We start from the raw sequence: 20,649 nt of genomic DNA on the forward strand, positions 1-20,649 counted from the left end.
ATGTCCCATGCTTTTCATCCGCAAACCTCGGGCGGCCTCTCGGCCCGGCGCAGGCGTCAACGGTGTCTGGACCTCTTCCGTCTCTCGTTGGCGGCCCTAGCGCTCCACCTCGTCATCATCGGCGCCGTCTATGCGGGGATCCTCGGCCCGGAGCCCAACTGGACGCCCTTTCTCGTCACCATGACTGTCTTCGGCGCCTCGGCCCTCTGGGGCCTGATCGGCCTCGCCCTCTCTTCCAGATCGTAAGGAGTAGCCCGTGCAACTGTTGAAATGGATCTCGAGCGGGATCCTCGCCGGCGCGCTCAGCTGCGCCACCGCGGGATCAGCCATTCCGGCCGGCCTTGGCGACGACCTGAAGGATTTCTGGGAGCGGACCGGCGGCGGCGTGAACGTGACGCGGCCGCAAGCCTATCAGGGGCAGATGGGGGGCTATGTCACCCTCGGCTCGCTCTACATGCGCACCAAGCCGCGCAACAGCTCCATGCTGCAGTTCCAGCTCCCCTCGGTGCGGGCCGGCTGCGGCGGCATCGACATTTTCGGGGGCTCCTTCTCGTTCATCAGCAAGGAGGAAATGATCTACCTCATGGAGGGGATCATGCAGAACGCCTCCAGCTTCGCCTTCGAGCTGGCCCTCGAGAGCCTGTCGCCGGCCGTGGCCGAACAGGTCGCCAAGCTGCGCGACCTGCTGCAGGAGGTGAACGCCATGAACATCAACTCCTGCGAGGCGGGGCAGATGCTCGTGGGCTCCCTCTGGCCGAAAATGGACGGCGCGTCTCAGCACATCTGCCAGACGGTCGGCGGCATGAACGGCACGTTCGCCGACGCCGTGTCCCGCCGGCACGGCTGCGGGACCGAGGGCAAGCAGAACCAGACGCTCCGCGGTGCTAAGGGCGCGCTCGCCGATCAGGTCCCGGTCGACATCAACTACGCCTGGCGCGCGGTAAAGAAGAACGGCTTCCTCGCCTCGAACCCGACCATCGGCGAGCTCTTCATGTCGATGACCGGCACGATCATCACGACCGGGGCCGCGAACGACAATGAGGGGCCGAAGCACCGGACCATCGCTCCCCGCGCCTTCACTCCGGAAATGCTGGTGGCTCTGGTCGATGGCGGCACGATCCCGATCCTGAAATGCAACGATACCAACAAGTGCCTGAACCCGACGTGGAAGGACGTGACCCTCGCGCGCGATGACGCCTATTTCGCGCGGGTCCGGAAGGTGGTGAAGGCCCTCTCTGACGCGATCCGCGACGATACCGAGCTGACCGAGGAAATGATCGGCATCATCGGCCTCACCTCGGCGCCGGTCTACGAGACGCTGAAGACGGCCCGGGCCTACAAGTATCAGTTCGTGGACGACGAGATCGCGCTCCTGTCCGAGCTCGTCGCGGTCGAGCTCGCCATGCTCTACATGAACGAGACCCTGACCGAAATGGGCCGCTCGGCCTCGAACGTCGACACGTTCGGCGACATTGTCCGCGAGTTCCAGGAGACCATCCGCAACACCCAGAACGGCTTCGGCACGCTGCGCCGCGAGGCCGCCGAAAAGTATGCAGACGCGCTTTCGGCCATCGAGAAGCTGCAGCTTCACAAGGCCATGCTCACGGCCGGCAGCTCCACGAAGTTCGCTTCGATGATGGGACAGGGGCGCTAATCCATGCAGTGGGAAATCTACACGACCGGCGGCGCCTTCTATCTCTATGACGTGTTCCAGATGCTCGGGGCCTACACCTCCTCGGGCAACTTCAAGAACCTCCTCGCCATCGGGACGATCATCGGCATCGGCTGGGCGTCGCTGCAGCTGGCCTTCGGCGGCAGCCTCGGCTCCGCCATGAAATATGTGCTGACCATGATGCTCGTCATGATGTTCACCCTCGGCCCGAAATCCTCGGTGGTCATCATCGACAAGACCAGCGGAACGGTGCCCATCTACGGGGTCGTGGACAATGTGCCGACGCCGGTGGCGATGCTCGGGCACTACACCTCGGCCGTGAGCTACTACCTGACCGGGCAGATGGAAACGCTCATGTCCACGCCCACGAACCTCACCTACCAGAAGAACGGGATCCTCTTCGGCGCCACCCTCCTGTCGCAGGCCGCGAACTGGCGGGCGGTCACGCCAAAGATCCACGAGAACCTGGTCAACTATATGCAGAACTGCGTTCTCGACGCGGCAGCGCTCGGACACATGGAGCTCGAAATGGTGGCCACGACCGGCAACCTCGAGAGCTACATCGCCTCGAACATGCCGGCCTCGATGGCCTATTACGACGTGGTGAAGGGCGCGACGCGCAAATGCTCCGAGGGCTGGGCGAACGTCCGGGCCGCCGTGACCACCGACGTGAACAAGGTGTTCGCGCGCAAGGCGGCCGGGATCTTCCAGGGCGTCAATTCCTCGGGCGCAGCCAACGTGAACCGGCTGAAGGGCACGCTGAGCGACTTCCAGCAGCTCATGGCCATGTCCTCGGCCTCGTCCGTGCAAACCGTGAAGCAGGCCATGTATGTCACGGCCATGGACGACGGGATGAAGCGCTTCATCGCCAACTCGGGCAACTCGGCTGCGATGGAGATCTATCAGGCGACCCGCGCCGAGATCCAGACGCGCTCGAGCTATGCCGCCATCGGCGCCAGCGCCGCCAAATGGGTGCCGCTCCTGAAGATCGTCTTCGAGACGCTCTATTACGCCGCCTTCCCGATGGCCGTCCTCATGATGATGACCCCGCTCGCCATGACCGTGCTCAAGGGCTATGCCGGCGGCTTCGTCTGGATCGCGGCTTGGGAGCCCTTGAGCGCGATCCTGCATTCGGTCGTCATCAAGGCCTCCACCGGCTTCTACCGCGAGGCGGGGGCGGTCACCTCGGACGGATCGGTGAGCGACGTGGTGCTTTCATGGGCGAACCACTTCGGGATCCGGGCAGTCGAGCAGGATGTGGGCAGCGTCGCGGGCTACCTCATGATGTCGGTGCCGTTCCTCGCGACGGCCATCCTGTTCGGCGCCAACCGCATGGTGGGCATGGCGACCTCGATGCTGAACGTGGGGCAGGGGGCCGCAATCGAGTCCGGGCGCGAGGCCGCAACCGGCGCGATCAGCCTCGGCAACATGTCCATGAACAACTACGCGGCCAACAAGATGAACCTCTCGAGCATGTGGGACGTCGGCCGGGACAGCATGGTGGGAGACAACGGCGCGGTCATCACGCAGAACGCGGACGGGCGCTACAACTGGGCCGCCGGCACCGCCGTCTCCTCCGGCGCCATGACCTCGCAGTTCGGAGAAGCCGTCCGGTCCGAAGTCAGCCGCCGCGCCGAAAGCTCGCGCACCGCCGCCTCAAGCGCGGCTTCCGAGCTCTCGGACTACATCAGCCAGGGGGCATCCGAGATCAACAGCTTCGGGCAGAGCTTCACCAGCGGGAAGATGGCAAACAAGGGATATGCCACTGATTCACAAGCGACAGAGACAACAAGGGTCGCGGAGTCGTTCAAGCGAGTTGAGGACTTTGCGCGCGATCATGGCATCTCGACCGACGTCGCAATAGGCGCCGGCATCGCCGCTCACCTTCAAGCGAAGGCGGGAGGAGCACTAGGATCAGCTATCTCTAGCTTGACCGGTCTGGAGGCCGGTGCAAGCGCCTCTCTGTCGGGCAATCTGGGAGCCAAATCCGACGAACGGTTCAGTGAAATCGTTAAGGCTGCCACAAGTGCTGGCATTGACAAAGACGTGAGCACAATCAACTCGGCGCGCTACTCGGCCAGCTCCTCTGACACGCATGGCCGCCAGACCACGGCGGGAGAGGACCGGCGCTTCAGCTTGGACGAAGGTGAACGCCTGGCGGAAAGTTACATTTCGAGACTGGAGGAGGCCAAATCTTATTCGGAAGCGGAGAGCCGGTTGAAGTCTGGTGGCACCTCTCTCGACATGAACCTCAATCAGATGATCGGCAACGAACTGGTCCGCGGTGGCCACAACCCGCTCGAAGTAAGCGACTTCTTCAATCCGAAAACAGGCGCGGCCATGGGAGAAGGCAAGCAGATCGTCGGCCGCGTGGTGGACGACCTCGTAAACGGTCTGGTCGGGCCCGGGCCCCAAGATCGCACACAAGACTACGAGGTGCAGGTCGATCAGAGCGCCTTCCGCAAGGATCTGCCCCGCGAAGCTACTCTTGATGCAGGCACGCCAAATGCGCGATCAATTTCGCTCGATGCTCAGCGCAGCTCTGTCGATGGAGCGATTGGCCAAGCTGAAAGCGATGCGCAAGGCGACCATCTCAACCTTACCCGCTACCATGGTGACAAGGTGAGGGAGGAAAATCCGCTGCTCGAATCCAACCGGTCTGCTCTGGCCAGTGGCGCTGAGCAGACGATTGGGGAGGCCGGCTACAAGCGCGTGTTTGGTTGGCTGAACGTTGGCGCCGCCGAGGCGGCAGAGCTGCAGCAGGCACATCCTGCCGCTTGGACGTCGCCAGGCGCGGCTTTGGATTACTACAGTCAGAACCCGGAAAAATTCATGGAGGTGCTCGGCCGCCCTTTCGTTGATGGCGACGACTTGCCCTCGTCGCCGGATAACCAGAATGCGGCCCTGTATCCCTCGCCGATGCTGCCGAGAGCATACTCAGCGCAGGAGCGGGACGTCATGGTGCGCACCATCCTCGGCGAGGCCGCCGATCAGGGCAATGTCGGCATGGCGGCAGTTGCGCTAGTAATCCGCAACCGTGCGGAAGACGTCAGGTTTCCCGACAACGTGGCAGACGTCAGCCTGCAGCCACGCCAGTTCTCTGCCTGGAACGCGGACGGATCAGGGAACGCTCTCGTCGCCAAATACAACCCCGGCGAGGCGGCTTATGAGCGCGCCGCCTACGTTGCCGATCTCGTGATGGCCGGGCTGGTTCCCGACTTTACTGAAGGCGCCACGCACTACTACTCACCGGCCGGAATGAACCATCTGGTGGAAAGCGGCTACCAGAAAAACCTCATCCCGTCCTGGCTCGCCCGTGAGACGGAAGCTCGTGATGCTCCGCCGATACGCATCGGCGGGCACATTTTCACAGGCTCGGTTCGGATTGACAGATGATGGGCAATCAATGCCAACCCAACAAGGCTCGGTGAGCATGATACTCCGGCGTGCCCAGTACGAACTCGCGCGCGGCGAAGCTATGCGGCTCCACATCCACCGGAGCCAACGGCGAAGGACTATCCACCAACAACAGATTGAGCTGAGCCGGTCCCGCACCGCTTCTAGTGCCGTATCGTGGCACCAGTGCAACTACCCCCAGAAAGGCACCAAAAAATGTCGTCGCAGCGCTCATGAACCAGACGCCGGCTGATAGATAGTAGAGGCCCGCTGCGCCGAGAATCCACTCGAACACAACCCTCAAGATGCGAGACATCGACCATGCCTTGTGCTTCGGCATCTGAGCGCCGCAAGAGACGCCGGGTAGCTTGGGCAAACTTGCCTGTCTCGGGGGTAGGGTCATAACGACATCCTAGATACAACAAACGCCCGCCGAAGAGGTTCGAGCAGCTCATTCACCTTGAGGATAGCGCAAGATTTGAACAACGCAAGGCTGAAGAACAAAGTACGACCAAGGCGAACTAACGCAGTAAGCCACTAAAAAGAGCTAAGAGATGGTAAACCTTCTCTTGTGTCGAGTCCCACTGCACATGCCCAGCCTCATCCATATAAAGCTCTATTTTTCTTGACATGCGCAAGGTCCGAGCCCTCCACTGATACGGCGAAAGGCCGAGAGTTCCAGGCTTTTGACAGCGGCTATGTGGAGAGGTGTCAATTGTGACAACAACGGCTGTCGACAGCGGACGCTTGATGAGGTCCGCTTTTGCGCGATCCCGCAGCGGTGAGCACACTGTCGTTCGGGAGCTTGGGCGTGCTGACGATCTCGGTCCGATCCTGCACTTGGTCAGGGATGCGCATGCCGAAAGCCGCTTCTCGTATATTGCCTTCTGTGAGGGCAAGGCACGTGCGGCCATACAAGCGATAGCTGATGATCGCAGGCTGCAGTGTGGATTTATCGCTTGGCAAGGTGGCACGCCGATCGGATTCTCATCATGCCGTCTGGGTGAGTACTTCCTTGGTACCGGCGTGCTGGTGGCCACCATCAATAACGTCTTTGTCGCCAGGACAGCACGTCGTTCGCTGAATGGCGGATCGGCAGCTCTTGGCCTCATGGAGCACATGCTGACATGGGCGGCCAGAAGAGGTGCCCACGAGATCATGCTCCATACTACCTCGGGTATTGATCCCGGCCGCACCCATAAGCTTGTCAAGCGCCTTGGCTTCGGCGTGGTCGGCGGCAGTTACGTGCGACGATTCCAATGAATTTCAAGCCCCGACGGCCGGCCAGCTGGTTGAGCCAAACTCTCAAGACGGAGGATGATGTGATGGTATGTGGGAAGCGATCTCGATTGCGTTGTTTGATAAGGTGGTGCTGCGCAGCCGTTGTAGCGGGCGGGATATTCCCGCTGGCTGCGCACGCGCAGGTCACCGCGCCCGAATTGACTTCGGCCGCGGCTCTCCTCGACTGGCTGGCGACGGAGGCGGAGGCGGGGGCAACCAGAGTTCGTCTGTCCGAAACCGGCACGATCTGCGTCGTGGGCCAGTACACCCGCGTTGATCGTTCGCTCAAGAAGCACGGCGTCGACGTAAATGACAAAACGCACGTGCCGGAGAATAATGTCGCGATCGTATTGATCAATGGATCGGAAGTTTCGACGTCGCTGCACCGTCAGAACAAGCTTTTATTCCATTATCTTGGTTGCTGGGAGGCTTCGCGCATTGAAATTGAATTCGAACCATTCATTGCGCTGGATACGGGGTTCATCAACGTATGGTTTCGACCGATCCTGAAATGAAGTCACTCTGTGTTTGGGGTTAAATATGAGCGAAGGCTTGCCGTTAAAAGACGTACTTAATAACGTTAACGATGCTTTTGGAGAAATGCTTGAGCGCGTAGAGGATCAAGCCCTTGAATCAAAGAGGAATTTTAAGGATTGGCTTGCAAAGGCTGGCGAGAATTTCGCGGCCGATATCGGAATTACAGACCAGTTTGAAATCAACGGCGTCGTTCATGTCTATACGTCAGCGATGCACGCATACAAAATCCACAAGTCTTTTAGCTTCACCTTCGGCTGGATCAATGAGGTGCATAATATATGGGCAACCGAGGCGGACGTCATCTTGGACACCCGGAAGGACATCTACAACAACGTAGTCGGCCGCCAGATTGCTGAGTTCGCCGTAGATAACGGGTTTGGTCGCGACGTCGTCGAAAGCCTTCTAAGAGAGGCTATCAAACAAGATCTGGTGATCCTTAACGAATTTCTTGATCCACGCACGAAGTATTACCAGTCGCCACCAGAAATCGACATGGTGGATTTGTTTAACAAAGCCTATGAGGGACGCGCCGTCGCATCCCTGAACGGCAGCGGAGGCGTCGATGTACACTCTCTGGTCGATGGGGCGCCTGGGGACAACGTCATCGGGGATGGTTACGCTTACGACTACAGCCTTGAAATGGAGAACCCCTACAGCGCGACTTACGACTCTGATGGGAACATCATTTCGTCCCCGAGGCCCGAGCCGAGGCCCGACGATTTCGATCCGACGGGCTCAGGCAACCAGTCCTCGAAGCCACTGATCATAGACATGGACGGTGACGGCATCGAAGTGTCGGCGGACAACACAGCAGACTTTGATTGGGATGCAGACGGCTACCTGGAGAACGGTAGCTGGGTTCATCCGGACGATGCCTTCCTTGTGATCGACCTGAACGCAAATGGAAGCAGGGGTGCCGGAGACGGTAAAATTAATCAGGCGAAGGAGATTGCTTTCTCGCTCTGGACAGGTGGCAACCCCGACGACACCGATCTTCAGGCACTTGGCATTTTTGACCGTATCGCCAACGGCGGCAACGGGAACGGACGGATCGACGCGGGCGATGCCATCTGGACTGAACTGAGAATATGGCAGGATAAGAACAGCGACGGCGTTGTGGATGGCGCGCTCGACACGCCTGGCGGAGAACTCCACACACTGTCCTCTCTGGGCTTCAGTCGCATCAACCTGAGCTATGGCTCTGGGAGCTTCGGTGACGATTCTGACGATCAGGTGACGACCGGGGCCGCCTTGTTGGGTCAAGCCTCATATGTGCGTAACGGTGTCACCACGCAAGGCGGCGTTGGTGACGTCGCTATCACCTTCAATCCGATTGGCTGGAAGAGGCTCCAGACCACTGAGGGCTATGATATCCGATTTGAGAACGGAGACAAACTCCGGTATGCCGTAGTCGCTTCAGGAGCGCCTGCGTCGGTTAACCTTGCATCTCTGGTTCTTGATGGCGCGGTCGGGGATGCGAGGGCCAATGCACTGGACGCATCCGGGCAGACCCGGCAGGTGCAGATCGCTGGTGGCGAGGGAGGAGACACGCTGCGGGGTGGTGCAAACCATGACATGTTGTCTGGAGACGGAGGTGCCGATGTCATCTACGGCAATGACGGGAATGACACACTGTTCATTGATGCTGCGGATCTCGCAAGTGGCATCGTAAACGGCGGACGCGGCCACGATACAGCCATCGTCTTAGGGTCGGAGGATGTCGTCCTTGACCTTCAGGCGCATTCGCTGGAGGCGGCAGCCGGCGGAGATGGCAACGACTCCATCTCGGGCGCGCAGCTTGATCTTAATCTCTACCTTCAAGGTGGGGCCGGAGATGACAGCGTATCCGGTGGGTCAGGTGATGACACGCTGAGTGGTGATGCCGGCAACGACACGGTGCGAGGAGGGTATGGCGATGACACCGTTTTCGGGGCAAAGGGCAACGACAGCCTCCAAGGTCAGGCCGGCGATGATCTGCTTCTCGGTGGCGAGGGGGCCGATAGCCTGGAAGGAGGAGATGGCGATGACATAGGTTCCGGCGGTGCCGGAAACGACGTGATGACCGGGAGCAGTGGAGACGATCACCTTTCAGGTGATGACGGCGCTGACACGCTTGATGGCGGGATGGGGGACGATTCCCTTGAAGGGAATGAGGGGAATGACCGCCTCCTTTACTGGCGTGGCGACGATACGCTGATCGGAGGTCTAGGAAACGATACGTTCGTTCTATCAACCAGTGCAGAGTATGGCTCCGCCAGCCATTGGGGCTGGGTCATCATGCAGGGTGGCAAGGGGCAAGACACCCTGGAGCTGATTGGTTCGAGCGATAGCTACTCGATCCGGAAGGTCGATGACAACCAGTGGCAGATCTACCGCGCCACGTCGGCATCAGCCAAAGTCGTCATCGACGCTATGGACATTGAAGTGCTCCGCTTTGGAGATGGTTCAACAAGGATCCTGTCCATCGACACATCCCTCGACACGTCTGCCGACTACGTTCGAAGCAACACCGATATGTGGGTTGGCGACAGCGCCGCCTCCATCCTCTTCGGCAGCTTTGTAGAGAATGGAACGTTGTTTGGCTGGATGGGAGAAGACACTCTGACGGGAATGATGTCGTCGGACTCGATCATTGGGGGAGAAGGTCGCGATACGGTCGATGGTGGCAACGGCAACGACAATATAAGCGGGTCAAGCGGCGGGGACTTACTCTACGGGAACGCCGATAAAGACACGATATCGGGTGGGTCCGGCTCTGACAGCCTGGTCGGGGGAACCGGAGCCGACTCCTTGGTCGGCGGCACCGGAGCAGACCTGCTGCTTGGAGAAGCCGGTATGGACACTCTGGTGGGTGGCGATGGGAGTGATAGTCTGGATGGCGGCGCCGACAGTGACGTCATTTACGGCAGCGGCGGATCTGATCTTGCATCCGGCGGCGACGGCGATGACTCCATCTATGGAGGAATCGGTTCGGACCGCATTTTCGGAGGCGGCGGAGACGACCTTCTGGAAGGCGACGAAGGATCGGACACGCTCTATGGGAATGACGGCAACGACACGTTATTCGGCGCTGCAGGCTTCAACATGCTCTCGGGGGGAGACGGCAATGATAGCCTCATAGGGGGCGATGATGATGATCAACTCGTTGGCGGCAACGGAGCAGACACACTCATCGGCGGGCAAGGCAGCGACATCATCATAGGCGGCGATGGCGGGGATCGTCTCGACGGTGGAGCGGGTGTTCTCGACGTGGTCAGCTACTACGAGTCCGACAGCGCGGTTTTCATTGATCTGTTGAGCGGTAACACATCCGGCGGCGATGCATCCGGCGATATCTTGGCAGGCTTCGAGCACGCATCGGGTAGCAGCTACAACGACAGCCTGTGGGGCGACGACCAGAACAACGTTCTGATTGGCTTGCGAGGCGCTGATATCCTTCGGGGTCGTTCGGGCCACGATGATCTCTCGGGCGGCGACGGCGATGATAGCTTGGACGGGGGCGCCGGACTGGATCGACTTTGGGGAGACGCGGGAAACGACACGCTCTCTGGAGGCTCGGGAGCTGACACGCTGTCGGGTGGAACTGGAATCGACACCGCCTCCTATGCGACATCTGCGAGTGGACTGTGCGCGGACCTCTCCAACAGCGCAAAGAACACTGGCGACGCCGCGGATGACGTCTACGCAGGCATTGAAAATCTGATTGGATCAGATTTTTCGGACGAATTGGTGGGCAGTGGCATCGGCAACCGCCTGACAGGCGGCTCCGGACACGACTGGCTGGAAGGCCGCGCCGGCGCTGATACGCTGGACGGTGGAAGCGGCTGGGACAGAGCGGATTACTCTTTGTCGACAGCAGGTGTCTCAGCCGACCTACTTACGCCTACCTCCAACACCGGCGACGCGGCGGGTGATACCTACATTTCGATCGAAAGCCTCGGTGGATCGAATTTCGGCGACACTCTAGCGGGTGACAACAACGCGAACACCCTCCTCGGTCGGTCCGGCAACGACGTTCTTCGGGGGCGCGAAGGCGACGATCATCTGCTCGGGCATGAGGACAACGACATACTCGATGGCGGCGCTGGGAGCGACACCCTCGACGGAGGGGAAGGCATTGATCGTGTTTCGTACGGTTCGGCCACGACGGCGGTCAAAGTGGATCTCAGCGACCCAAGCATCAATACCGGCGATGCATTTGGCGACGTCTACATCTCGATCGAGAACCTCATGGGCTCAAACAACAACGACAACCTGCGCGGCAATGAAGGTGCAAACGCGATCTATGGAGCATCCGGAAACGATGTCATCTACGGTCGCGCCGGCGATGATACGGTGACCGGAGATGATGGAAATGACACTCTTTATGGGCAGGCAGGCAACGATCAACTCTACGGCGGATCCGGATCGGACGTCTTCGTCTTTGGTGCTGGCTACGCGCGTGACCGGATTGCTGATTTTGAGGACGATGTTGACATCATCCTGCTGACCGGAACAGGCATTTCGACGGTTGGTGCGGCAATGGCCCACGCTCGTCAGTCCGGCTCGGATGTCATCTTCGACTTTGGTGGTGACGATGTTCTAACGGTGACGAACACGCTGCTGGGTCAGTTGTCTAACGACCTGCAGTTGGCCTGATAAGAAGCACAGGCCGCCGATTAAGCGAGGGGTCCCGACGCGCACCTTATCAGGCATCGGAGCGGGACCCCGAGAGACCATATCAGCTTGGCGAATTATACGCAGGTTAAGCCACTTGAGCGAATGCCGCAGTGGAGGTTTCATGCCCAGCACGACAGCCTTGTGGGAGGTTCGGTCAGACCTGTCAGGCAGCGAGGGTCTTCATGACCAACTCCGGAGCGGCCTGGATGACCCGAACATAGGCGACGGCAAAATCAGGTGCCGTGGCTCTCGCCTGCTCCCAATCCCTCAGAGTCCCGACAGGGACACGGAAACGCTCCGCGAAATCGGCCTGCGAGAGCCCGAGGCCCGACCTCACCTTACGGATCAGCCGCGCCCGCTGACCGCGATCCATTGCCTCCGCCGTCACATCGAAATCTTCCGCGTCGGACGTGTCAGCAGGAAGAACGATAGGCTCTTTCTTCACCATTGTTGCTCCTTCTCACGGAAATATAGCGGGGCAGATCGCCCCGCCATGTGAACACGGCCGTGAAGAGCTTCCCCTCGACCTCACCTACAACCTTGAAGCGCTCTTCCTGATCTTCGGCACGGATCGAGGGGATAATGAGGTGACTATCGTCCTCGAAGATCCGATCGCCAAAGATCAGTGGCAACTTGTGCTTCTGCAGGTTCGCGGCGTCTTTCGCGGGATCGAATCTGCTCTCCATAACTACCAACATACGGAATTTCCGTACTCGTTGCAACGCCGGTCATGGCATTGCCGCGCCCCATGATTGGACCCAGCTATCCGGGTTGGCGCTCGGGTAGGGATGACCCGACCCATAATGCTAACTGCTTCCTCGAGGAAGCCAATGTGTCCGGCAGACAGGCGCGGTGTGCAGCTCCGTGCCCGCCGTCCAGCGGCGCAGCCAGCGGACCTCTGCACAGGTTGCGGACATCCCGGATGAGGAGGTGCGCCGTGCGCGACTCGATGTACCCGGCCCATTGCGGCCGGTCGATCATCATGGGTGCTGCTCCGCAGCGATCATCGAAGCGGTCGCTCAGAGGCGGCGCAGCGAGATCTTAGAAGATAACAAAGAGTTGCGGGAAATCCTGCTGTTCGCCGCAGATGCTCGATGCTTGCCGTGCCTGCGGATATTTCCGCACGTCGGGCGGGAAGTGGACATCGGACAGGCCTCGACATCAAGGAGCAATGATCGAGAAATCACCGATGACCAGGTCGCCACCCGAGCACTCAACCGCATGACAACCTCCGTCGCGCGGGGATCGTTCGTGGCTGAAGATCCGCAGGAAGTCCAACCTTCGTCGCTTGCTTGACCCATGCAGTCGCGTAACAGCAGGTTGATTCAGATGGCGAGGCTCAGAAGGCGTAGCGCAGGCCGGCGAGCAGGTCGAAGGTCTCGAGCCTGCCGTTGAAGTTGTCCCCGCCTGGGCCGTCAAACCTACCGACTCGGTCTGGAACCAGCGTCCCTCGGCGAATAGGGTGGCATTGGGGCTCAGTTTGTAGTCAAGGCCGCCGATCAACTGGTGAGGCGCAGATGGCGCGGCTGCAGCCCTTCTCCCCAACCCGTCGTCATCGCCAGGCGCGCCGGGTGTCGGTTTCCTCAAGCATTCGTCCGTCATGGAAGAGCAGGAGCGTCAGTGTCTCGTTGCGACCGATACGGACGGTCTGCTCCTTGACCTCGAAATGGTCCGCTCCCGTCCGGTCGAACCAGGCATCTGCACCCATCTTCTTGGGGGAAAGCGTTTCCTGAGCGAAACCGAACTGGATGTCGAACGCGAAGCTCTCGTGATCCAGTTCCCGCTGTGGATACCACCGCTCTGGAATGCTTTTCGACCGCGTGAACCAGCGGCGTCCGTTCCGCCCGTGGCAGACGAGCATCGAAGGTTCGAGGTCCGCCTCGACGAGCCGGATGGCCGCAGCGGTGAAGCTGACGTCGAAGGCCTCAGCGAAGGACCGGATGGTCGAGACGTCAAGCTTCTTCGTCTGTCGGACGAGGGGGCGGAACAGGTAGTTCGGCATCAGGAGGTCGGCCGCGTATCCATCGGCCGTCCGCTCTCGGGATGTTCCAGTTCGCGGATGGTAGTCCTCGACGCGGCACATCAGGCACTGCCCGCGATGATGGTGCCAGTGGCCGAGCTCGTGGGCGATCGAGAACCGCTGGCGAGCGGCAGGGCTGCGGCTGTTGACGGTGATGATCGCCTTGTCGTTCGCGCCGACGATGCGTGCCTCGCAGCCGTCAAGGGCGAGGTAACGCACCTTCGCCCCTGCATCGAACGCGATGGCCTCAAGGTCGATCTCACTGGGGTCTGTCACGCCCAGGTCCTGGAGCACGGCTTCGGCCGGGGTGAGACGCATCAGGACAGGCCGTCCTGGGGATCGATTACCCCGAGCTCCATCAGATCCTGGAGCTGGCTCAGCACGTCGGCATCGGAAAGCTCGCTTTCGTTGCGGGCCGCCATCGTCAAGCCGGCCGGGTTCCTGTCGATCGCCTGCCGCAGCCGCGCGCGTGCAGATGCCATGTCGATGACTGCAGGCGGGTGCGGGGTTTCCTGACGACGTGCAGCGGAAACACCTGCCTTGGCGGCCGCCATCCGGGTCTTTCTGGACGCAATACGGACCTGTTCGAACCGGGCCCGCATGCGGGAAGCGAATGCCTCCGGATCGCGACCATCTTCACGTGCTTCCGCCAGGATTTCCTCGTCCGACAGGCTCATGAGATCTTCCACGAATGCGTCTGCCAAGCGGTCGAGAGGGCGCTTTCGAAATGATTTTTCACTTGTCATGATTTCCACCCCGCGGGGAACTTCTTGTCGATGCGTCGGCGCATCAGGCGTCTCTTCGTGTTGTAGGCGGTGACATCGAGTCCCGTGAGCTCGCGGAGTTCCTCGGCCGTCAGGCCCTCCATGATTCCGACGAGGATGTCCTGGGCGACGGGATCATCGTCGAAGAGGGTGAAGAAAGCCGCCCGGATGCGCGCATCCTCCTCGTCCCGGATCAGTATCGCTTCCGCGTCCGGGCCCAGATCCTGGATCTCAAGGACATCTCCGTCTTCGCCGACAGCTTCCGATGCGTCTGCCGGATGCCGAAGGGCATCCTTTTCGCGCTCGCCGCTCGCCAGGGAGCGGATCACGCCGATCAGAAACCTCATGATCGGCACGTCAGCCGGACAGGACCGCCGATCGTCAAGGGCGCGTACCAGTGCCTCTTGTACCAAGTCACCAGTATCCACGGAGGAACCGCGCCCGAAGTAACGAGCCGCGCTCTCCAGCCTGGCGTAGTCCGCCACTGTGAAGCCGCAGATCGCAGCCTCGATCTCTTCCCTCGTCCTGATCGTGGTCTTCTGCCCCAAACTCACACCCCACCTGCTCACTCATCTATGCGGCCGAACCTGCTCCTCTCGGACATCGCGCCCGCATGTCCGAGGCAGCCCCTCTCGCCCGCATATGGAGATGAGGCGGCAAGGCCGGAAGGTCTGCCCCCGACAACTATAGGAGATCAAAAGTGATCTACGCGATCAACTACGACCTGCACCGGCCCGGGCAGAACTACGACGGGCTCCACGACGCCATCAAGAACCTCGGTGCCTGGTGGTACTACCTCGGTTCGACCTGGCTCGTTGACACCAACTTGAACGCCGGCGGCATCTGGGACCGCCTCGCACCCCACGTCGACAAGAACGACAGCGTCCTCATCATCGGCGTGACCCGGAACCATGCCGGCTGGCTGCCCCAGGCGGCGTGGGACTGGATCAACGCCCGCAGCAACAGGATGGCGGCGTGAGTAAACACAATATATGGTTTGAATAATCATTAGCTACACCATATATGGTAAAGCGCGGTCGCCTGAGGGGAGGCGGGACGACCGAAAGACAGAGAGGAAGACATATGCCGCTCGATAACACATCTCCCGCACTTGACGCCCTCCTCCTCGGCACGGTCCTGGAGCTTGAGCTCAGCGACCGGGATCGGCGGGTTCTGAGGAAGCGCTACGACCTGATCAAGCCGCACCTGGAGCGGCAGGGGAGCGCGCTGGCGCCCTATCTGAATAACGCTCTGGTCTACGCTCAGGGATCCCGGGCCATCGGCGCCACGATCGTTCATGGTGCCGACGATGACCGGTTCGATCTTGACGGCATCCTGGAGTTTCCCACGCCCATGGGCTGGGGTCCTGCCAAGGTTCTCGACGAGCTCTACACCAGCCTGGAGGGGTTTCCGGACTCGACAGGCATCCAGCGCTGCACGCGGTGCATCCAGCTCAAGTTCGCCTTCATGCATCTCGATCTGACGCCGATGGATCCGGCCAGCGCCCCGCGCGTCGACCGGGTCGGAGACATCTACCACAGTCCGGACAAGGGCGAGGACCTGCGGGTCGCAGCCAATCCCTACGGTTTCGCATCCTGGTTCAGGGGCAGGGTCGCGCAGCCGACGGTCATCTTCCGCGACCAGGTCGCGAAGGCCCGGACGGCGCTCGGCATCCGTGACCGGATCGCGCTCGGCTCCATGATCATCAAGGCTGACACACAGGTTGACGACTTGCCGGACGAGGTCGATCCCATCCGCGACGCGCCGCAGGTCATCGCGCTCAAGCTGATGAAGCGGTACCTGAACTTGCGATACGCCAATCGCAAGGAACGTCGGCCGCCCTCGGTCTATCTTTCGAAGCTGGCTGCCATGGTTCCCGTCAATTCCACGGGCCTCTGCTCGCAGCTCGAGGATTATGCCAACCTCGTCGAGCAGCGGATGGCGTACTGCCTCGCCACCGGCTCGCGGCCAGAAGAGCGAAACCCGGCCCTCTGGGAGGAGAACTTCAACGATCGCTGGCCGAAGCAGGTGTGCGAGATGCAGCTCCTCCAGAACGACATGCGGCATCTTCGGCACGAGTTGGCAAAGGCCCGTATTTCGGAGGCGCCGGAGATCCGGCGGATCTTCTCGAGACTGTTCGGAGAGAGGGCGACGGTCGCGTCGTTCAAGGCCTACACCGACCAGCTTTCCTCTACAGCCGGGAAGACCCGGGTGGAGCAGGGCAGGGGCTACATTGCTGCCCCGGCGATTTTGCCCGCAGCGGCGGCTTTGAAGGTCTCCGCAGCACCTGCTCACCACTTCCATTGCGGGGTGCAGGACAAATGAAACCGCGGCGGCTGTCGCTGGAAGCGCAGATCCGCAGGATGCGGGCAAAATGGCCGGAGTTCAGGCCGGGCGTCATCGGATCTACGAGCATCAGCTGGATGGGACCACTGCGCGGCTTCCAGATGGATTACACAGTTCTTGTGCGCTGGTCAGTTGGTCAGACGCCCAAGGCCATCGTCGTGAGCCCGCAGTTGCGACCGCGTGTCGGCACGGCCTTCATCGACATTCCCCATCTGATCCTCGACGTGGAGAACCCCGAGGACTCCCCGCTCTGCCTCTTCGATCCGGAGGCCGGCGAATGGAACGACACGCTTTCCGTGGCGGACACCATTCTGCCCTGGGCATCGGAATGGCTCCACAACTACGAGCTCTGGCACCTGGATGGCGTGTGGCGAGGACCGAACGCACCGGGGCCGATCTCGATCGGTGACGCCCTGAGACTGAGAAAGGAGTGCCTGCATGGCGAAAAGACGGACTGACGCAAGACAGGTAACGAAAACGCTCCTGTGGGCGCGGGCGGCGGGCCGCTGCCAGTTCCGCAATTGCGGCAAGCGGCTGGATGTCGATCGGGTTACGGCCAACATGCAACGGAACAGCGCCTACGTAGCGCATATCGTGGCGGCCGACCCCGGCGGCGCCAGGGGTGACGACGCTCTCTCGCCGCTGCTGGCAGACAACATCAACAACCTGATGCTGGTCTGCGACACCCATCATCGGGAGGTAGACGACAAGGCCGAGGAGCACATCTACACCGTCGAGATCCTGACCGCGATGAAGCGGGAGCAGGAGGCGCGAGTCGACCGGCTGTTGTCTCCGAGAACGACAAAGGCGGCCCACGTCCTGCAGGTCAGCTCCCCCATCGGGCCAAACGAGACGGCGATCGTCTTCGATGACGCGTTCGAGGCGGTGGCTGACACCAATACCCTCGGCGACACCAGGCCGACCGAGATCAAGATCCGCGGCATGCGCCACAAGGACAGCGATCCGAACTACTACGACGTTGAACTCAGGCGCCTGCGGGAGGGGTACGACCAGGACATCCGGTGGCGCTTCGAGAAAGGGGACATGGAGCATCTGGCGGTCTTCGCCTTGGCGCCGATCCCGATCCTCATCGAACTGGGCCGGCTGATCTCCGACATCTCGAGCGCCACCGTCTACCAGGCGCATCGGGAGCCGCGGCAACATTGGAGCTGGTGGGACGATGGTGCCGAGATCGATTTTTCAGTCGTGCGTTCGACCAAGAACTCGGAGGCCAAGAGGGTTGCCTTGAAACTGGAAGTGACCTCGGAGATCGTCGACGAACGCATCATGGCGGCCGTGGGCGAGGGGGTTCCGATCTGGTCGATCCGCTCCTCGAGCTTCGGAACGAGCGTCATGCGCAACAAGACCGATCTCGGAAAATTCCGGCAGCTTGCAGGGCAGGTTCTCGACGATATCAAGAACGCCTACGGGTCGGATGTCGAGGTCCTGGTGTTTCCTGCCATTCCGAACTCCGGCGCTGTCGAGTTCGGTCGGGTCTGGCAACCGAAGGCACATCCCTCTCTGTCTGTCTTTGACGAGGCCGGGGCGCAGGGCTTTAAGCGCCGTCTCTCCATCCTGAGGGAAGGCGCCAGCCCGCACGCCGTAGCCGTGCAGGTAGATGCGGAGTAGGAGATCGCGCTTCACTGGACGCGCCTGCGAAGCCGCCACAGACGCCGAGCAAGGGTAGCGGCGCTTACGAGCGCAAGGGCATCGAGCGCGAAGCTCCGGGCAACGGCAGCGCTGGAGAGATCACCCGAGATCGGCAGCCATGGGCGCGGAAGCAGAGTGCAGAGGAGGGGAAGGGCGATGCCGGCGACGGGCAGCGCCCAGAATGCAATGCTGCGAGGCACGTCAGTAGCCGAGCCAGCGAAGGACGTCACCCGCATCGTAGACCTCCCGATCGCCGCACTCCTGCAGAAACGCGGCGACGCCTTCTGGCACTGGCACGCCGTGCGCCTTGAGCTCGCGAAGGGCTCTTTCCTTCGTGATGGTCTCGCCCTCGGCGCTCTCGAGGTAGGTCATCATCTTCTTTACCGCTCCAGTCGATCCGCAGCCCATTCGGCCGCTGCGGCCCATCCGGGCGCACCCCGCGAGAGCTCGGATTCCATCAGCCGCCGAGCGGCCGCAGCGTCGTTCATCACCATGCGTCGCAGCCTTCGCTCTTGCGGGTGAAGGCGCGCAGGCCCGGGCTGAAGCCGCCGAAGGAGGAAGTGGTCTCGGAAACGGCCCGCCAGCACGTCGGCCGAAGGAAGCAGGCACGAGTAATAGAGAAGCACCGCGCTCCAGATCAGCGCGGTCTGTGCCCCGAGTGGCAGGGCGCGGAACAGAAGCCGCAGGCCCTCTTCCGTGTCCTGCAGTCAACACGTCAGCCATGAGCTGGCTCCTTCAACTCGGGAATGGGGGCGAGGGCTGCATGAAGCGTCTCGCGGAGGGATTGGGCGCTGTAGTCGGTCGGCAGCTCCATCCACGGGATTCCGGCAGAGGCGCAGGCCCGGCGTTTGATGGCGTCACGGCCGAGCGCGTCGCGACGGTCGCGGCGGGTGCGGCCGTAGTGACCGCGGCCCTGATACTCGATCACGAGAAGCGGCCTGAAATCGGCATCGACAAGAAGGAAGTCGGCGCGCTTCGCATTGATCCGCCAGAATGCCTTCTGGCTGCGGACTGCCAGAAACTCCCCGTAGGAGACCTGGCAGAGGAGCCGCGGCCGGGGCTCCGGCAGTGAGGAGATCGCCCGGCTCAGGGAGCGGAAGAGGCGTTGCTCCGTCCGGTTCAGGACCGGCCGCGCCGTGTAGGAGGTCTCGAACCTGATCCGGAGAACTGCCAGAACCAGGACAAGCGCCACGAGGAGGGCGAGGGCGAGCCAGATCCCCGTGGGGATCTGGCCGTCCGAAAGGAGAACCGAAGCGGGCTCGAACCCGTCCACCTCAGCATCCTTTCTCGAACTTCACCTTCTCGAGCTGACCGATGCGCTGCGCGATCAGCATGGCGTCGTTCACGTCCTTGAGCTGCTGAGTGCTCGACTCCCGGCCGGCCACCGCGCTAAGGGCCGAGCGCCCGGCATCGGTGGCAAGGCCCACGTTGCGCAGGCCGGTGGCCGATCCTGCGTTCATCATGGCCGATCCGCCGATGACCGTGGCACCCACATCCACGAGCCCGCCGATCATGGCCGACTGGCGCTGCCGCGCCCGCTGCTCGCGCTCAACCTCGGCATAACGCGCATAGAGGTTGCCGAGCCGCTGGTTGACGACCGGACAGCTCAGCGCATAGTCGTCCTTGGAGGGCGGCTGCGTGGCGGTCATGAGACCCTGCATTCCGGTGCCCGCCGTCACCATGTCGGTCGCGGTGCCGCCGGTCACGCAACCGGAGAGCGTCAGCGCCGCCGCCAGAGCGATCACGGTCTTAGCAATCTTCGTCATTCCTTCACCTTACTCGTTGATTATATTACATAATTCTCATTATCGGCTCGACGGTTGTAAGCGCAAAGTAGAATTGTCGCATCCAAGCAAAGTAGAACTGTCGCCTCTTCCTGTCGGGACATATGGTAGGATCGGCGGCATGGGATGGGTGCTGATGATGTCGAGCGCGAACTGAACCGCATCGTAGATCCTGTCGAAGGTGCTCGATCGGAGGATGACGACGACGGAAGCCTCGGTTCTGTCTGGCGATCGGCCCGCGTCAGGTGCAGTCTTCTGTTGTCGTCGGTTGCGCGAGGTTCGGCTCGGCGGCATCGCGGCACGTGGTTGCGCGGGCGACCGTCGAACCATCCGCCTCTCGCCGGGATTTCGGGATCCTTGTCGTCTGGCCCTCGTGCGGGAGACCTACGTCGATTTCGGCCCCACGTTCTCGTCCGAGAAGTCTGGCTCGAGCGCGTTCGGCCTGTCATGTGTCTCTGGGATGATCTTCTGCGTGAATGTGTACTGTTGCGATGGACTGGGCTCTGTCTGTCGCGTAATACAGTCGCCGATGGGTATCGA

Annotated in this window: 20 protein-coding genes; 11 read left to right on the forward strand and 9 right to left on the reverse strand. The window is 61.3% G+C overall.

The window, feature by feature from the left end:
• From RSP_RS21330 to RSP_RS21340, 3 genes are read left to right on the forward strand one after another with little or no spacing between them, the layout of a single operon-like run.
• Positions 1–246, forward strand: a complete 246-nt coding sequence (locus RSP_RS21330) for a hypothetical protein (protein ID WP_011331487.1) — start codon at positions 1–3, stop codon at positions 244–246.
• A gap of 10 nt (positions 247–256) precedes the next feature.
• The gene (locus RSP_RS21335; protein ID WP_011331488.1) at positions 257–1,654 is read left to right on the forward strand and encodes a conjugal transfer protein TraH; all 1,398 of its coding nucleotides are present in this window, start codon (positions 257–259) and stop codon (positions 1,652–1,654) included.
• Between the two features lie 3 nt (positions 1,655–1,657).
• Positions 1,658–5,068, forward strand: coding sequence for a conjugal transfer protein TraG N-terminal domain-containing protein (locus RSP_RS21340; RefSeq protein ID WP_011331489.1), 3,411 nt, complete (start codon positions 1,658–1,660; stop codon positions 5,066–5,068).
• 7 nt (positions 5,069–5,075) lie between these two features.
• On the opposite strand, the gene RSP_RS21345 is transcribed toward RSP_RS21340, so the two are convergent.
• Positions 5,076–5,408, reverse strand: a complete 333-nt coding sequence (locus tag RSP_RS21345) for a hypothetical protein (protein ID WP_147176093.1) — start codon at positions 5,406–5,408, stop codon at positions 5,076–5,078.
• A 500-nt stretch (positions 5,409–5,908) separates the two neighbouring features.
• On the opposite strand from RSP_RS21345, the gene RSP_RS21350 reads away from it, so the two are divergent.
• Genes RSP_RS21350 through RSP_RS21360 form a run of 3 tightly spaced genes read left to right on the forward strand, consistent with a single transcriptional unit; the run spans position 5,909 to position 11,524 of the window.
• Entirely contained in the window at positions 5,909–6,331 is a 423-nt protein-coding gene (locus RSP_RS21350) for a GNAT family N-acetyltransferase (RefSeq protein WP_160384180.1), read from the forward strand.
• Positions 6,328–6,864, forward strand: a complete 537-nt coding sequence (locus tag RSP_RS21355; RefSeq protein WP_227590688.1) for a hypothetical protein — start codon at positions 6,328–6,330, stop codon at positions 6,862–6,864. The genes RSP_RS21350 and RSP_RS21355 overlap by 4 nt, the downstream gene beginning before the upstream one ends.
• A gap of 25 nt (positions 6,865–6,889) precedes the next feature.
• Positions 6,890–11,524 (forward strand): calcium-binding protein, encoded by a 4,635-nt coding sequence (locus tag RSP_RS21360; protein WP_011331491.1) that lies wholly within the window; start codon positions 6,890–6,892, stop codon positions 11,522–11,524.
• A 184-nt stretch (positions 11,525–11,708) separates the two neighbouring features.
• On the opposite strand, the gene RSP_RS21365 is transcribed toward RSP_RS21360, so the two are convergent.
• Both RSP_RS21365 and RSP_RS21370 read right to left on the reverse strand, forming a co-directional pair.
• Positions 11,709–11,990, reverse strand: coding sequence for a helix-turn-helix domain-containing protein (locus RSP_RS21365; RefSeq protein ID WP_030002951.1), 282 nt, complete (start codon positions 11,988–11,990; stop codon positions 11,709–11,711).
• On the reverse strand, positions 11,959–12,231 hold the full coding sequence (locus RSP_RS21370; protein WP_002724939.1) for a BrnT family toxin: 273 nt from the start codon (positions 12,229–12,231) through the stop codon (positions 11,959–11,961). Before RSP_RS21370 ends, RSP_RS21365 begins: the two co-directional genes overlap by 32 nt.
• A 178-nt stretch (positions 12,232–12,409) precedes the next feature.
• Here RSP_RS21370 and RSP_RS21375 point away from each other — a divergent pair, with 178 nt between their 5' ends.
• Positions 12,410–12,841 (forward strand): hypothetical protein, encoded by a 432-nt coding sequence (locus RSP_RS21375; RefSeq protein WP_147176042.1) that lies wholly within the window; start codon positions 12,410–12,412, stop codon positions 12,839–12,841.
• Between the two features lie 256 nt (positions 12,842–13,097).
• Here RSP_RS21375 and RSP_RS21380 read toward each other — a convergent pair whose 3' ends face one another.
• From RSP_RS21380 to RSP_RS21390, 3 genes are all read right to left on the reverse strand, one after another.
• Complete coding sequence (locus RSP_RS21380; protein ID WP_011331492.1) at positions 13,098–13,883, reverse strand: ImmA/IrrE family metallo-endopeptidase; 786 nt, start codon at positions 13,881–13,883, stop codon at positions 13,098–13,100.
• Positions 13,883–14,242: a hypothetical protein gene (locus tag RSP_RS21385; protein WP_017208431.1), complete on the reverse strand. Its 360-nt coding sequence runs from the start codon at positions 14,240–14,242 to the stop codon at positions 13,883–13,885. The genes RSP_RS21380 and RSP_RS21385 overlap by 1 nt, the downstream gene beginning before the upstream one ends.
• A gap of 65 nt (positions 14,243–14,307) precedes the next feature.
• Positions 14,308–14,883 carry an RNA polymerase sigma factor gene (locus RSP_RS21390; RefSeq protein ID WP_227590689.1) on the reverse strand — a complete coding sequence of 192 codons (576 nt, stop codon included), beginning with the start codon at positions 14,881–14,883 and terminating at the stop codon, positions 14,308–14,310.
• A gap of 146 nt (positions 14,884–15,029) precedes the next feature.
• Between RSP_RS21390 and RSP_RS21395 the strand changes: the two genes are divergently transcribed.
• From RSP_RS21395 to RSP_RS21410, 4 genes are all read left to right on the forward strand, one after another.
• Complete coding sequence (locus tag RSP_RS21395; RefSeq protein ID WP_011331494.1) at positions 15,030–15,308, forward strand: hypothetical protein; 279 nt, start codon at positions 15,030–15,032, stop codon at positions 15,306–15,308.
• Between the two features lie 104 nt (positions 15,309–15,412).
• The gene (locus tag RSP_RS21400) at positions 15,413–16,654 is read left to right on the forward strand and encodes a nucleotidyltransferase domain-containing protein (RefSeq protein WP_011331495.1); all 1,242 of its coding nucleotides are present in this window, start codon (positions 15,413–15,415) and stop codon (positions 16,652–16,654) included.
• Positions 16,651–17,133: a hypothetical protein gene (locus tag RSP_RS21405; RefSeq protein WP_011331496.1), complete on the forward strand. Its 483-nt coding sequence runs from the start codon at positions 16,651–16,653 to the stop codon at positions 17,131–17,133. Before RSP_RS21400 ends, RSP_RS21405 begins: the two co-directional genes overlap by 4 nt.
• Positions 17,114–18,304 (forward strand): SAVED domain-containing protein, encoded by a 1,191-nt coding sequence (locus tag RSP_RS21410; RefSeq protein ID WP_011331497.1) that lies wholly within the window; start codon positions 17,114–17,116, stop codon positions 18,302–18,304. Before RSP_RS21405 ends, RSP_RS21410 begins: the two co-directional genes overlap by 20 nt.
• A 222-nt stretch (positions 18,305–18,526) precedes the next feature.
• Here the strand turns inward: RSP_RS21410 and RSP_RS21415 are convergent, their stop codons facing one another.
• From RSP_RS21415 to RSP_RS21425, 3 genes are all read right to left on the reverse strand, one after another.
• Positions 18,527–18,700, reverse strand: a complete 174-nt coding sequence (locus tag RSP_RS21415; protein ID WP_017140549.1) for a hypothetical protein — start codon at positions 18,698–18,700, stop codon at positions 18,527–18,529.
• A 340-nt stretch (positions 18,701–19,040) separates the two neighbouring features.
• Entirely contained in the window at positions 19,041–19,598 is a 558-nt protein-coding gene (locus tag RSP_RS21420; RefSeq protein ID WP_011331499.1) for a DUF2726 domain-containing protein, read from the reverse strand.
• A gap of 1 nt (position 19,599) precedes the next feature.
• Positions 19,600–20,091: a hypothetical protein gene (locus RSP_RS21425; RefSeq protein WP_011331500.1), complete on the reverse strand. Its 492-nt coding sequence runs from the start codon at positions 20,089–20,091 to the stop codon at positions 19,600–19,602.
• Positions 20,092–20,649: the final 558 nt, after the last annotated feature.

Origin of the sequence: Cereibacter sphaeroides 2.4.1, assembly GCF_000012905.2 — a bacterium.
GTDB classification, from domain to species: domain Bacteria; phylum Pseudomonadota; class Alphaproteobacteria; order Rhodobacterales; family Rhodobacteraceae; genus Cereibacter_A; species Cereibacter_A sphaeroides.

Coding starts and splice junctions, on each gene's coding strand:
- RSP_RS21385 (WP_017208431.1), bottom strand. CDS start 14,242: ATGAGCCTGTCGGACGAGGAAATCCTGGCGGAAGCACGTGAAGATGGT.
- RSP_RS21425 (WP_011331500.1), bottom strand. CDS start 20,091: ATGACGAAGATTGCTAAGACCGTGATCGCTCTGGCGGCGGCGCTGACG.
- RSP_RS21415 (WP_017140549.1), bottom strand. CDS start 18,700: ATGATGACCTACCTCGAGAGCGCCGAGGGCGAGACCATCACGAAGGAA.
- RSP_RS21400 (WP_011331495.1), top strand. CDS start 15,413: ATGCCGCTCGATAACACATCTCCCGCACTTGACGCCCTCCTCCTCGGC.
- RSP_RS21355 (WP_227590688.1), top strand. CDS start 6,328: ATGAATTTCAAGCCCCGACGGCCGGCCAGCTGGTTGAGCCAAACTCTC.
- RSP_RS21370 (WP_002724939.1), bottom strand. CDS start 12,231: ATGGAGAGCAGATTCGATCCCGCGAAAGACGCCGCGAACCTGCAGAAG.
- RSP_RS21360 (WP_011331491.1), top strand. CDS start 6,890: ATGAGCGAAGGCTTGCCGTTAAAAGACGTACTTAATAACGTTAACGAT.
- RSP_RS21330 (WP_011331487.1), top strand. CDS start 1: ATGTCCCATGCTTTTCATCCGCAAACCTCGGGCGGCCTCTCGGCCCGG.
- RSP_RS21340 (WP_011331489.1), top strand. CDS start 1,658: ATGCAGTGGGAAATCTACACGACCGGCGGCGCCTTCTATCTCTATGAC.
- RSP_RS21345 (WP_147176093.1), bottom strand. CDS start 5,408: ATGCCGAAGCACAAGGCATGGTCGATGTCTCGCATCTTGAGGGTTGTG.
- RSP_RS21380 (WP_011331492.1), bottom strand. CDS start 13,883: ATGCGTCTCACCCCGGCCGAAGCCGTGCTCCAGGACCTGGGCGTGACA.
- RSP_RS21405 (WP_011331496.1), top strand. CDS start 16,651: ATGAAACCGCGGCGGCTGTCGCTGGAAGCGCAGATCCGCAGGATGCGG.
- RSP_RS21410 (WP_011331497.1), top strand. CDS start 17,114: ATGGCGAAAAGACGGACTGACGCAAGACAGGTAACGAAAACGCTCCTG.